Origin of the sequence: Capillibacterium thermochitinicola (assembly GCF_013664685.1) — a bacterium.
GTDB classification, from domain to species: domain Bacteria; phylum Bacillota; class UBA4882; order UBA10575; family UBA10575; genus Capillibacterium; species Capillibacterium thermochitinicola.
The window spans coordinates 74,922-87,289 of the sequence record NZ_JAAKDE010000004.1 but is presented as its reverse complement, the minus strand read 5'-3'; the positions used below and the strand labels follow the sequence as shown (position 1 = coordinate 87,289).

The following is a 12,368-nucleotide window of genomic DNA, read 5'->3' as shown; positions in this document are numbered from 1 at the left end:
ACAGCTTCGGATAAAAAACATACGGGAAAGGGGTAGACAGATGAGTTATCAAAAGATTTTTGAGCCGGGGACAATCGGCAAGTGTAAAGTGAAAAACCGTATTATCATGGCCCCGATGGGCAATATCAATATGGCCGATCCGATTGGGCGTCCGCTGGCGAAGATGATTGACTATTTTGTGGAACGGGCAAAGGGCGGAACCGGACTTTTGATCACCGGTTTGGTTCCGGTCTCCTACGGGATCGACCCGACGGTTTCGGAGGATAATGATACTACTTATTTCCCCCGGATTGACGGTTCCTCCCGGACACGGCTGTCTGGTTGGCGTGACTTAGTAGCTGGTGTTCATTCTTATGATGCCAAGATCTTTATCCAGTTAACCGCTGGACTGGGGCGGGTCGGCTCGCCGGAGCCTTTTCTCAAGGGGAAGATTCTAAAATCGGCCTCGCTGAACCGCAATTTCTACGTGCCGCAACTTCCCCATTTCCCCCTCAGTGACCGGAAAATCCGGAAGATGGTGAAGAGTTTCGGACAATGTGCCATTAATGCCAAAGTGTCCGGGTTTGACGGGGTCCAACTCCATGGTCACGAAGGTTATTTAATGGACCAGTTGACTTCAGCACCTTGGAACCGGAGGAAATTCGGACGTTACCGCAATAAATTTCAGTTTGCCATTGATGTGGTTCGGGAGATCAAAAAAACCTGCGGGGAAGATTTCCCCATTATCTACCGGGTGGATCTGACCCAGGGCCTCCGTGAATCCTACGGCGATGAGATCTTTAAACGGCGGTTCCGGGGAGTAGAAAGAACCATCGAAGAGGGGTTAGAATTCTGTAAAGCCTTGGCGGAAGCCGGTGTTGATGCCTTTGACGTGGACAAGGGTTGTTATGATAACTGGTTCTGGCCCCATCCTCCCGGATATTTTGATGATATTCCATATGTGGAAGAGATGGCTGGTCGGTTGAAAGATTTCTTCCGGAAGCATAAGATTGAGGCCAAAGTTATTGCCGTCGGTAAATTGGGTGACCCGGATAAGGCGGAGGAGGTTCTGACCAAAGGTTGGGCTGATTTCTTCATGCTAGGCCGTCCGCTCCTGGCCGATCCCTACTGGCCCCAGAAGGTCCGGGAAAACCGGGTGCAGGAGATTGTTCATTGCATCGGTGACCAGGAAGGCTGCATCCAATCCTTCATTATGGGCGGTCATCCTTGTTGCACCGTCAATCCTTATACCGGCTTTGAGGATACCAAGCGGTTGACCAAAGCGGACAAAAGCAAAAAGGTGGCGATTATTGGTGCTGGCCCCGGGGGCTGTGAGGCTGCCAAAACGGCCTGGGCCCGGGGACACCAGGTGACGCTCTTTGAAAAGACCGATCGGGTTGGCGGGCAACTGGCGGCTGGTGGGAGGATGAAGATCAAACATGACGTCGCCCGCTATCTCCGGAATCTTCAATACCAAATGGATCTGCTGAGCCAGAAGGGCTTGGAGATCAAGTACCAGACAACCGTAGGGCCGGAACAATTAAAAGGGAAGTACGATGTGATCATCTGTGCCAATGGTTTAAAGCCTATTCTTCCTGAGATCGAAGGACAAGACCAGATTCCATCCAGCGAAGCCCGGGAGTTTCTCTGGCAAGGAATGAAATTGCCTGCGGACGTCAAGAAAGTTACGGTAATCGGTGGCGGTGTTGTCGGGTGTGAAATCGCTTACTCCCTCGCCTACGAACAGGGGATGGAGGTTACCGTTGTTGAAATGTTACCAAACCTAATGACCGGTGTGGTTCATGCCAACCGCAGTATGTTATTATGGATGATGATGGGGAAAGGTTCGCCCTCGGGACGGCCGGAAGATGTCTTGGCCAAACCGGTTCAAGCCTTTACTTCTTCCAAGGTCGTCCGGATGATGCCAGGAAAAGTCGTGATCATGGCCAACCGTAAGCGGAAAGATCCTTATACGCCTTGGCATACCTTGATTCCCGAAAACATCCATAATCCCTTTGACCGGCCATTAAATCCGGATGACGTGGAAGAGATTACAATCGATACGGATTATGTGATCTACGCCACCGGTGGCCGGGCCGATGACCGTCTTTATTATGAGCTATTAAGGGAACAAGCTGCTCCGGAAATATACTGTATCGGAGATGCCCGGGAGCCGGGACGGGCTTGGGAAGCGATTACTTCCGCTAACGAAGTAGCCCGGTCAATTTAGCCAATTTTAATGCGATGTTTCTTTACCGAAACAGTGCTTATTCTTACCTGAAAAAAGGAGGCCGTAAGGATGGCCTCCTTTTTTTTACTCTTCCCCTTCTACCACAGCATTTTCTTCTTCATACGACAAACCAAATTGATCGGCAATGACATCCAAACAATCGGCGATCACGGCACAGATACAATTACAATCGACAAAAATAAACTTCCTGTCAAGCGTGGCGACGAGGATCCTATCGATGACGGCAACGACTCTGACCCATTCCCGATCGCCCGACTCCAAGAGGAGAAGAACCCTTTCCCCTTTTAGTCTTTTTAACACATCACAGATCTCTTCAAGGCGCGGCCTGGTTATGGTTGTTCCCCCCTTTCCGTCTCTGTAAAACATCCTATGATGACCTTGATCTGCAGTTGCTACTTCAAATGTAATAAAAAATAAGCAATTGGAACGGGGCTAAACAACTAAGTGAAAAAGCATAGAAATTACTCTTTTGGGTGGGACATTAGCAATAAACAACCGAATGGATATGCACATTTGCCAAGAAAAAACGTAAGCTATTTCTGGAATGTTGTAAGGTAAAAAGGGGAGAACAAGATGTTTTATTATAGAGATGATTCCAAGGGACGACCGGAGAACCAAACCCATGTCCACGAAGTTTTAGGGAGTACCCGCCTTGCTGGACGGGAGGAACACGACCACCGGTTCGCGACCGTGTCGGGGGAAATAATTCCGATCGGGATGGGCGATCATGTTCATGAAGTGAAGTTCCGTACCGATTTCTTTGCCGATCACTACCATGAGTTTTGTGGTCGCACATCAGGGGCCATTCCCATTGGCGACCGGCACGTTCACTTTTTACAAGCAATTACCACTCTGGATGACGGTCATCGCCACGAGTTTCGGGTGGCGACCCTCATTGAAAATCCGTCAGGGAGGTAAGCCTTCGAATTTTAAAAAAGCAAGGTTTTAAAGCATCTAGAGCACAGAGCTCTGCGGATGCTTTTTTTATGTTTGCATGGGGTTTGGACGATGGATAGAAAAAACGAAAACAGTATAATTTCTCGGCAGTTGGCGGCAGGTAATATCCGGTATCCGGTGAATAGAATATTTACAAAATCACAACATCCGTCGTCAGACCGGGACGATGGATGTGATACCCGGAAAATCCAGAGCATAAGGGGGGACGCCAATGCGCTACGGTTATTTTGACAATGAGAAAAGGGAGTATATTATTTTGAATCCGGTGACACCGATGTCATGGGTAAATTACCTGGGAACAGCCGATTATTGTGGAATTATTTCGAACAACGCCGCCGGTTATGCTTTTTACAAGTCGGCAAAGACCGGTCGCTTGCTCCGGTTTCGTTTCAACAGTATTCCCATGGACCGTCCGGGCCGGTATGTTTATCTCCGGGACAATACCGATGGCGACTACTGGTCGGCTTCCTGGCAACCGGTGGGGAAACCCTTGTCGGTCTACAAGAATATCTGCCGCCATGGTTTGGGTTACACCGTTTTTGAGAGTGAGTACAAGGGGATCAAGTCTGAATTTCGGGTCTTCGTCCCGGTGGACCGGCCGATTGAACTCTGGGAAGTGGAGGTGACCAATACCGGCAGTGAAGAGCGGGATCTTTCCCTCTTTACCTATGCGGAGTGGTGTTTCTGGCATATGGACCAGGACCTGACCAACTTCCAGTATATCCTTTACACTTGCCGCATGGGTTATTTGGAGGAAGGGATCATTGATTATTCAATCCGCCTGTGGCCGAACCAACGACCGCAAGGATTTATGGCTTCGGTTTTACCGGTGGTCAGCTTTGATACCGACCGCGAAGCTTTTATCGGCCTTTACCGGCACGAAGGAAACCCTGAAGCGGTGGAAAGAGGGGTTTGTGCCAATTCCCTCGCGCAGGGGGGTAATCCTTGTGCTGCGTTGCAGAACCGCTTCACCCTCAAACCGGGCGAAACAAAATACGCCCTGTTTATTCTGGGGATTGGTGATGCGGCCACTTACGGGGTGGAATGCCGCCGTCGTTATGCCCGGCGGGAACAAGTTGCCGCCGAATTCCAAAAACTGCAGGACTACTGGGCGGAGCGCCTTGCCCACTTCACCTGTGCGACCCCGTCGGCGGAGCTGGATACGATGGTGAACATCTGGAATCAGTACCAGTGTCATACCACCTTTAACTGGTCCCGGTCCGCTTCGTTCAACGAAGCCGGTGGCCGTGACGGCTTGGGTTACCGGGATACCAACCAGGATACTTTAGGCGTGGTCCATGCCATCCCCGATTTAGTGCGGGATAAGTTGGTTGACTTATTAAAAGGGCAACTCTCGTTCGGGGCGGCGATGCATAGTGTCCAACCCTTAACCTGGACACAGGGGGCGCATAATGTGCCGGAGGAAAGCCGCATCTTCTCCGACGACCATCTTTGGCTGCTCATTTCCGTTCCGGCTTACCTGAAGGAGACAGGAGATTTCGACTTCTTGAACCTGATGGTGCCTTATGCCGACGAAGGGACGGCCAGCGTTTACGACCATCTGAAGCAAGCTTTGGAGTTTTCCTGGAGCAAACGGGGGCCCCACGGCCTGTTACTGGGTCTGGCGGCTGATTGGAACGACTGCCTGAACCTGAAGGGGAAAGGGGAAAGCATCTGGAGTACTTTCTTGTACTGTCTGGCCCTGGATGAATTCATTACTTTGGCTTCCTATTTAGGGCAGGAGGCGGATGCCGCCCATTTTCGCCAATACCGGCAGGCCATCCAGGAGAGTATCGACCGGTATGCCTGGGACGGCAAGTGGTTCCTCCGCGGTTACCTGGACAGCGGCAAGAAGCTGGGCGGTCAGGAGAGTGAGCAAACCAAGATCTTCCTCAACAGTCAAACCTGGGCGGTCATCGCGCGGGTGGCGGCGGAAGACCGGCTTAAACAGGCGATGGATAGTGTACAGGAGCTTTTGGCGACGGAACACGGGATTATCAAAAACTACCCGGCTTACCGGGAGCATATCCTGGAAGTGGGGGCGGTCACCGACTTCCCGCCCGGCCTCAAAGAGAATGCCGCCATCTTTTGTCACACCAACACCTGGGCGGTGATCGCCGAAGCCCTGCTGGGCCGGGGTGACCGGGCTTTTGCCTACTACCGGTCCTTCTTGCCGGCGGCCAAAAACGACCGGGCCGACGTTTACACGATGGAACCCTATGTTTACGCCCAGTTTATCACCGGCAAAGAACACCCGCAGTATTTTGGCCGGGCCCGCAACTCCTGGCTGACCGGGACGGCGGCGTGGAGTTTTGTGGCGGTCAGCCAATACATTCTGGGGATCCGGCCGGCCTACGACGGCTTGGTAATTGACCCGGTGATTCCCCAGGATTGGCCCGGCTTTGAAGTCACCCGCCGCTTCCGGGGGAAAAAGTTAACGATTAAAGTGCGCAACCCCCACCGGACGGGCCGGGGCGTGGCGGAAATGAAACTGAACGGAAAAATCATACCTGGGAAGGTGATTCCCCTTGCCCAAATGCAAAACGAGAATCTGGTTGAAGTGGTACTGGGATGAGCAAAAAGGAACAGTTAACAGAAAAGACCGGCCGTTTAATCCGGCCGGTCAAAATCCAGGGTATTCTTGATTTTATCCAACAATTGGGCTACTTTTTGCTCGTCTTCCTTGATTTCAAGGGGGTTTACCCAATTCAGATAGCGGGTAAGCAGGTGATCAATATAGGCCGTTCGCGTGGCGGGATCTTTCAGATCAAGCCCCGAAAAGCCATGGAAAAGATCCAGTGGTAAACATAAGGAGATAATAACGGAGATAATCTGCATCAGGGAGAGGCGAATTTCCCTTTCCGTCAAAGCTGAGTTTTCCTTTCGGATTCGTTCGGCTATAGTCTCCAGGAACTGTTCCAATTGCCGGAGAAAAGATTGACCGAACTTATGGAAAACATCAGGAACCGAAAAATAAGCCCTCACCAAATTGGGGTAATTAATAAGTCCTTCCAATAAAAAGGACAAGAAGACTTTGAGTAGGGAGTAAGTATTCAAATTGTGATCTTTCAAGATTTCATTGAGATCGATAAAAAAGTGGCTAAGGGTAAAAGTAAAAGTCTCTTCCAAGAGATTATCCTTGGACCCGAAGTAGTAGTTAATAGCGGCATTGTTAACCCCGGCGGCCTGTGCGACATTCCGGGTGGTGACGGCATTATAGCCGTCTTTTTCTATGCATTCGATTGTGGCCAGAATAATTTTGGTTTTGACGGCAGTACGATCTTGAACCATACCTGTCACCCTCATTAAAACATCTGCTTTAAGCAGATTTATTCATTCCTACTTTATCCCAGGAGAATTATTCAGTCAAGAGGGAACAACTTTAACCCGACCTGTCATGGACAAAGAGTTGTTTTCAACCAAGATGGAATTTCGGTAAATTGAATTAAGAACCTAAACCATAATCGGCGTATTTAATCCCGCACATTTTTTCTGATAAAATCCATAAGCGCTGTCGGGCGTCGGCTTTTCTAACATACCGACTAGGCGGAGTAGGCTTGCAGTCTTTCCAATAGATGGCATCCGACTTTTGGACTGCCGGGTCACTCGCTAAAAAGATGCTGGTTGCCGCAGCGTCTTCGGGACGACGCCCTTTACGCCGTCGCTTTTGCCACACCCAGCGGGCCAGACCGGTAGTGTTTTTTAAGCCAATCTCCGTATTAACAAGTCCCGGATCGGCGGCGAAAGCGCGAAGATTGAAGTTAGTAGTGGCGAAGCGCCGGTCAAGTTCAGCAATGAATAAGACATTTGCTAATTTTGACTGTTTATAAGCCCATAAACTATTATAATGTTTCCGAAGTTGCAGGTCTTTCCAGTACATTATCGTGCCGTAATGGGAACCGGAACTGACGGAAATAACCCGCCCGGCCGGTGCGGCCATCAATAAGGGCATTAGTTGGTGGGTAAGCAGGAACGGAGCCAAGTGATTCACGGCCAACTGGAGCTCGAACCCCTCGTCGGTTGTCATAAACCAGCTGCTAAAAGTACCGGCGTTATTAATCAAGACATCTAAAACCCCGTTCCTCTCATCCCTAATTTGCTTGGTGATTGCTGCTGCCAACTCCCGGATCTGTTTTTGGGAAGCAAGGTCTTCTGCTTTTATATTCTGTTAATTACATCAAGAAGGGTAACTTAACTGCTGGTTTTCATAATTATAAAGGGTTGGTCCCTTTTTGAGAACGTAAACGTTTACGTTCGAGACAAGAAGAAAGGCGGTGGTTGGGGCGAGAGATAGCGCCAAAGTCAGTCACCAAAAGATTAAAAAAGGAGGAATTATGGTGAAAAAAGTAAGATACGGTTTTCTTGTCCTGTTGGTGATGGTTTTCGTCTTTTCAACCTTGAATATCAGTGCCGCCAAGGTTAAACTGGAGCTTTTCCAAAATAAACAGGAGGCAATTAAAACATTTGACGAATTAATTGCCCGCTTCGAAAAGACCCATCCCGGGGTGGACATCGAACAGAACTTTGTTCCCAATGCCGAAACCGTCATTAAAGCACGCCTGGTTAAAAACGACATTCCTGACATTATGGCCATCGGCGGGAATGCTACCTATGGCGAATTGGCCGCTGCCGGCGTTTTATACGATTTCTCGAAAGAACGGGCTGTTAACATGGTACATAGCTCTTACATTGAAATGCTAAACCGTTTAGCCGGGAAGAAAGTTCCGAATGGCATCCCCTATTCGGCCAATGCCAATACAGTATTGTATAACAAGGATAAATATGCGGAACTTGGTTTGACGGTTCCCCGGACTTGGGATGAATTTATTGCCACCGCTGAAAAGATTAAACAAGCAGGGCAAGTCCCGTTGTACTTGACATTTAAAGACGCCTGGACCTGCATGGTTCCCTGGAATACTTTGGCTTCTAATCTCCATGGCGATGATTTCTTTGACAAAATGGAAACCGGCCAGACTTCCTTTGCCGAACGGTACCCGGAAGTTGCCGAAAAAATGCTTGCTTTGTTAAATTACGGTCACAACGATAATTTTGGTGTCGGTTATGACCAGGGGAATACGGCCTTCGCCAATGGCGCATCCGTCATGTATCTCCAGGGGATCTGGGCTATTGGTTCGATTAAAGCCGCCAATCCCGATATTAATATTGGTGTATTCTCCCTGCCGGCGACCAATGATCCAGCGAAAAACCGCTTGGTTTCCGGGGTTGACACTGTCCTGACGATCCCGGCCCGCGGCCGGCACAATAAAATCGCGCTCGAATTCATCTATTTCATCTTGGAAAAAGAAAATGCCGAGTATTATATCAACCAGGAAAATCTCTTTTCGGCGGTAAAAGAAGTTTATCAGACCTCGCCGGATCTCGTCGGTATCAGAGAATACTTTGAAACCGGTAGAATCACCAGTTTTGCCGACCATTATTATCCACCGGGAATGCAAGTGGCCAATCTGATTCAGGAGTTCCTTTTGAAGAAAGATGTTCCAGCCTTCCTGAGAGTTATGGATAATGAAGCGGCGATTGTGGATGGCTGCAGTGTCTGGAAGCTGTTCTGGAAAGTCGTTTTCCCGTTGATGGCCCCGATCAACGCGACCGTTGGTGTCTTAACGGTCTTGTGGGTTTGGAACGATTTCCTCCTTCCGCTGGTCATGCTGAGCCGGCCCGACCAAATGACCTTACCTTTGGTCCAGTTTGTCTTCCAAAGCCAGTTTGATACCAATTATAATCTGGCCTTTGCTTCCTATTTGATGGTTTTGTCCCCGGTTATTGTTGTGTACATTATTGCGCAAAAGTGGATTATCAGTGGCGTGATGCGGGGGGCGATCAAGGGATAACCCTCAATCCGGTTTTCACCTGAATTAGGCACCAAAAGAGAGGGTGGGGATAAGCGGTTGTATGACAACCCAAAACCCCTTAGCATTAAGAGAAGAGAGGTAGAACCGATGGACTTAAGAGAACGGAGTATTGAAATAATTAAAGAGAATCAGGATGCTTCAGGCGCTTATATTGCCTCGCCAAACTTCGAAAATTATCAGTACAGCTGGCTGCGGGATGGAAGCTTTATCGCTTATGCGATGGACCGGGTGGGTGAAGTCGATTCGGCTGACCGCTTCTACCGGTGGGTGGCACAGGTCATTGCGGCCCGGGAAGAGAAAGTCCGGGATTTAATAGGGAGGAAGCAACAAGGGTTGCCCATTACCCCGCAGGAGTTTTTACCCACCCGCTACCGTTTGGATGGAAGTGATACCAATGATAACTGGGCCAATTTTCAACTGGATGGTTATGGAACTTGGCTTTGGGGCCTTGCGGAACATATAAAAATTACCGGCCGGAAGGAATTACTCGATCGGTATCAAAAAGGAATAGCGTTAACCGTTGATTATTTACTTAGTTTCTGGACAGAGCCGAACTATGATTGTTGGGAGGAATATGTGGATTTGGTCCACCCGTCTACTTTGGCGTGTATTGCCGGCGGGCTGGAGCGGATAAATCAATATTTGGAACGAGCGGACATCGGGGCGACGGTAAAAGCGATCAAGAGTTATATCAAAGACCACTTTGTCCATAATGGTCATATAGTCAAAGCGAACGGGTTTACCGGAGTCGATGCCAGTTTACTCTGGATGGCGGTCCCGTTTCGCCTGTTTCCCCTGGACGATCCGGTCTTGAAAGCGACAGTCGGGCGGATCGAACGGGATCTTTTCAAAAAGCAGCAGGGTGTCCACCGCTATCTACAGGATACCTACTACGGGGGTGGCGCCTGGATCCTGTTAACGGCGTGGTTGGGCTGGTATTATTTACTTGAAAGGCGGGTCCAGGAAGCGATCCGGATTAAAGAATGGATCGAGGCCCAGGCCAACGACCGGGGCGAACTGCCGGAGCAAGTACCCATCAACCTTAATCAGGAAAGCACTTACCAAAACTGGGTTGAGAAGTGGGGGCCTATTGCCCAGCCGCTTTTATGGTCCCATGCGATGTATCTGATTTTGGTGGATGAGTTAACAACCGCTTTGACAAACCGGTGACAGTAAGATAGTGAGGGGAAGGATCCTTAATGAATCCGACAATCAAGGATGTGGCTCGGGAAGCGGGGGTATCGGTGGCGACCGTTTCCCGCGTGCTCAATAACCTGCCGGGGTATACGGAGGAAACCCGGCGCCGGGTGCTGAAGGTCATTAAGGAGCTTGGTTACCAGCCTAATGCCCTCGCACGAGGGCTGGTCTGTAAACGATCCCATACCATTGGGATTCTGATGCCTAGCCTTTCGAGTATGGTTACTTCCGAGATGTTAAAGGGGATCGAGCGACAGGCGCATAACAATGAAAAAAGCGTCATTGTTTGTAATACCGACAATGACGGCATCCGGACTCTGGAATACTTGGATGTGCTCAAAGAAAAACAGGTGGATGGCATCATTGTCGTCAGTGCAAACCTTACCCCGGTTCAGTATAGAAAATTAGTTCAGTTCAAAAAGCCTGTGGTTTTGGTTTCGACCTGTTATGCGGGGGGAACCTTGCCTTACGTGAAGGTGGACGACGAAGCGGCCGCCTATGATGCCACGCTCTATCTCTTAAAGAAAGGACACCGGCGCATCGGGATGCTCAGTGGGACCAAAGAAGATAGGATTGCCGGTTTTCCCCGGATTCAAGGATACAAGAGGGCTTTAGCGGAGTACGGAGTCACCTTGGGGGAGGAGTTTATCGCTTATGGCGATTTCACTTTTCGCAGTGGGATCAAGGCGATGGCGCAACTGTTGGAGACAGCTTCCGGAATGACGGCCGTTTTTGCCGCCAGTGATGAAATGGCCGCCGGGGCGTTGGTCTGTGCTTATAAACGGGGAATTAAAGTACCTGATGATTTATCAATCATCGGGTATGACAACACCCAGATCGCGGAGATGACAATCCCTCCCTTGACCACGCTAAGCCAGCCCTTTTACCACATGGGTGAACTGGGAATGATGATGTTGATTGACAATATCGAGCAGGGTAAGAAAATGGAAAGCCGGATCCTGCCCCATACCATTCAAGAGCGGGAAACGGTAAAAGAGTTATTTCAAAAATAAAGAAGGAAGGAGGCGTCATCTGACGCCTCCTTCCTTCTCCTGTCTGGCGTTTACCTAACATGCTGTTCTTGGTGGAACACAGATGACTTGGCCGGGATTGATCTGGTTTGGATTCGGGATCTGTGGATTGAAGCGAATGAGGCAATTTAAGGGAATACCGAACCGGTTGGCGATATTAAACATGGTATCGCCGGCCCGAACCGTATACAGGAATCCCCCGGGTGGGCATTGGGGTTGGGGTACTCCGACACAGGCGGATGCCGGGGGCACACAAAGGACCTGGCCCGGGAAGATCAGATTCGGGTTCGGGATCTGTGGGTTGAAGCGAATGAGGCAATCCAAAGGAATCCCGAAACGGTTGGCGATGTTGAACATGGTGTCGCCAGCCCGCACCGTGTACAAGATCCCACCTGGTGGACATTGAACCGGTGTTGGCGCGCAAGCGGACGCCGGTGGGATGCACAAGACCTGACCAGGGAAGATTTGATCGCCGACTACTTGTGGATTGAAGCGGCGTAAGCAATCTAAAGGAATGTTGAAGCGGTTGGCGATGCTAAAGAGGCTGTCTCCAGGCTGAACCGTGTACAAGAATCCTCCCGGCGGACATTGCGGTTGCGGGACACAAGCGCTGGCCGGCGGGATGCACAGGACTTGGCCAGGGAAGATTTGGTCGCCGACCACTTGCGGATTGAAGCGGCGTAAGCAATCTAAAGGAATGCCGAAGCGGTTGGCGATGTTAAAGAGAGTGTCTCCGGGCTGAACCGTGTAGAAGAATCCTCCTTGCGGACATGACGACGGGGGTGGCGTTGTACAAGCGGATGCCGGCGGGATACACAAGACCTGACCGGGGAAGATCTGGTCGCCGACCACTTGCGGATTGAAACGGCGTAAACAATCTAAAGGAATGCCGAAGCGGTTGGCGATGCTAAAAAGGGTGTCTCCGGCACGCACCGTATATAGAATACCCCCTGGCGGGCAGGCAGGTTGTTGCATTGGTTCAGGAGCCGGGGTGGTTTCGACAACGTTTTGTTCCTTTTCGGACATTTTGGCACCTCCTCACGGGATAAGTACTGTTCAATCCTGATATTAAGGTATTCGTCG

10 protein-coding genes are annotated in these 12,368 nt (G+C 50.1%); 6 read left to right on the top strand and 4 right to left on the bottom strand.

Going from position 1 to position 12,368, the window contains the following annotated elements; all coding sequences use genetic code 11:
* Positions 1–40: 40 nt before the first annotated feature.
* Positions 41–2,209: an oxidoreductase gene (locus G5B42_RS02565; protein ID WP_181338880.1), complete on the top strand. Its 2,169-nt coding sequence runs from the start codon at positions 41–43 to the stop codon at positions 2,207–2,209.
* 84 nt (positions 2,210–2,293) lie between these two features.
* On the opposite strand, the gene G5B42_RS02560 is transcribed toward G5B42_RS02565, so the two are convergent.
* Complete coding sequence (locus tag G5B42_RS02560) at positions 2,294–2,596, bottom strand: hypothetical protein (RefSeq protein WP_181338879.1); 303 nt, start codon at positions 2,594–2,596, stop codon at positions 2,294–2,296.
* Between the two features lie 207 nt (positions 2,597–2,803).
* Between G5B42_RS02560 and G5B42_RS02555 the strand changes: the two genes are divergently transcribed.
* Together G5B42_RS02555 and G5B42_RS02550 are read left to right on the top strand one after the other, a co-directional pair.
* Positions 2,804–3,148, top strand: coding sequence for a YmaF family protein (locus G5B42_RS02555; RefSeq protein ID WP_181338878.1), 345 nt, complete (start codon positions 2,804–2,806; stop codon positions 3,146–3,148).
* A 250-nt stretch (positions 3,149–3,398) separates the two neighbouring features.
* Entirely contained in the window at positions 3,399–5,762 is a 2,364-nt protein-coding gene (locus tag G5B42_RS02550; protein ID WP_181338877.1) for a GH36-type glycosyl hydrolase domain-containing protein, read from the top strand.
* A gap of 35 nt (positions 5,763–5,797) precedes the next feature.
* Here G5B42_RS02550 and G5B42_RS12070 read toward each other — a convergent pair whose 3' ends face one another.
* Together G5B42_RS12070 and G5B42_RS02540 are read right to left on the bottom strand one after the other, a co-directional pair.
* Positions 5,798–6,478 carry a TetR/AcrR family transcriptional regulator gene (locus G5B42_RS12070; RefSeq protein ID WP_269206137.1) on the bottom strand — a complete coding sequence of 227 codons (681 nt, stop codon included), beginning with the start codon at positions 6,476–6,478 and terminating at the stop codon, positions 5,798–5,800.
* 154 nt (positions 6,479–6,632) lie between these two features.
* Positions 6,633–7,349, bottom strand: coding sequence for an SDR family NAD(P)-dependent oxidoreductase (locus tag G5B42_RS02540; protein ID WP_331274025.1), 717 nt, complete (start codon positions 7,347–7,349; stop codon positions 6,633–6,635).
* Positions 7,350–7,524: 175 nt separating this feature from the next.
* Here G5B42_RS02540 and G5B42_RS02535 point away from each other — a divergent pair, with 175 nt between their 5' ends.
* The 3 genes from G5B42_RS02535 (at position 7,525) to G5B42_RS02525 (ending at position 11,267) form a co-directional block, all read left to right on the top strand.
* Complete coding sequence (locus G5B42_RS02535; RefSeq protein WP_331274021.1) at positions 7,525–9,036, top strand: extracellular solute-binding protein; 1,512 nt, start codon at positions 7,525–7,527, stop codon at positions 9,034–9,036.
* Positions 9,037–9,144: 108 nt separating this feature from the next.
* Positions 9,145–10,227, top strand: coding sequence for a glycoside hydrolase family 15 protein (locus G5B42_RS02530; RefSeq protein ID WP_181338873.1), 1,083 nt, complete (start codon positions 9,145–9,147; stop codon positions 10,225–10,227).
* A 29-nt stretch (positions 10,228–10,256) separates the two neighbouring features.
* Positions 10,257–11,267 carry a LacI family DNA-binding transcriptional regulator gene (locus G5B42_RS02525; protein WP_181338872.1) on the top strand — a complete coding sequence of 337 codons (1,011 nt, stop codon included), beginning with the start codon at positions 10,257–10,259 and terminating at the stop codon, positions 11,265–11,267.
* 54 nt (positions 11,268–11,321) lie between these two features.
* Here G5B42_RS02525 and G5B42_RS11770 read toward each other — a convergent pair whose 3' ends face one another.
* Positions 11,322–12,311: a LysM peptidoglycan-binding domain-containing protein gene (locus G5B42_RS11770; protein ID WP_231133172.1), complete on the bottom strand. Its 990-nt coding sequence runs from the start codon at positions 12,309–12,311 to the stop codon at positions 11,322–11,324.
* Positions 12,312–12,368: the final 57 nt, after the last annotated feature.

What these genes read in the sequence shown, in the direction of transcription:
- G5B42_RS02560 (WP_181338879.1), bottom strand. Translation starts at nt 2,596, where the DNA reads ATGTTTTACAGAGACGGAAAGGGGGGAACAACCATAACCAGGCCGCGC.
- G5B42_RS12070 (WP_269206137.1), bottom strand. Translation starts at nt 6,478, where the DNA reads ATGGTTCAAGATCGTACTGCCGTCAAAACCAAAATTATTCTGGCCACA.
- G5B42_RS02550 (WP_181338877.1), top strand. Translation starts at nt 3,399, where the DNA reads ATGCGCTACGGTTATTTTGACAATGAGAAAAGGGAGTATATTATTTTG.
- G5B42_RS02565 (WP_181338880.1), top strand. Translation starts at nt 41, where the DNA reads ATGAGTTATCAAAAGATTTTTGAGCCGGGGACAATCGGCAAGTGTAAA.
- G5B42_RS02530 (WP_181338873.1), top strand. Translation starts at nt 9,145, where the DNA reads ATGGACTTAAGAGAACGGAGTATTGAAATAATTAAAGAGAATCAGGAT.
- G5B42_RS02555 (WP_181338878.1), top strand. Translation starts at nt 2,804, where the DNA reads ATGTTTTATTATAGAGATGATTCCAAGGGACGACCGGAGAACCAAACC.
- G5B42_RS02525 (WP_181338872.1), top strand. Translation starts at nt 10,257, where the DNA reads ATGAATCCGACAATCAAGGATGTGGCTCGGGAAGCGGGGGTATCGGTG.
- G5B42_RS11770 (WP_231133172.1), bottom strand. Translation starts at nt 12,311, where the DNA reads ATGTCCGAAAAGGAACAAAACGTTGTCGAAACCACCCCGGCTCCTGAA.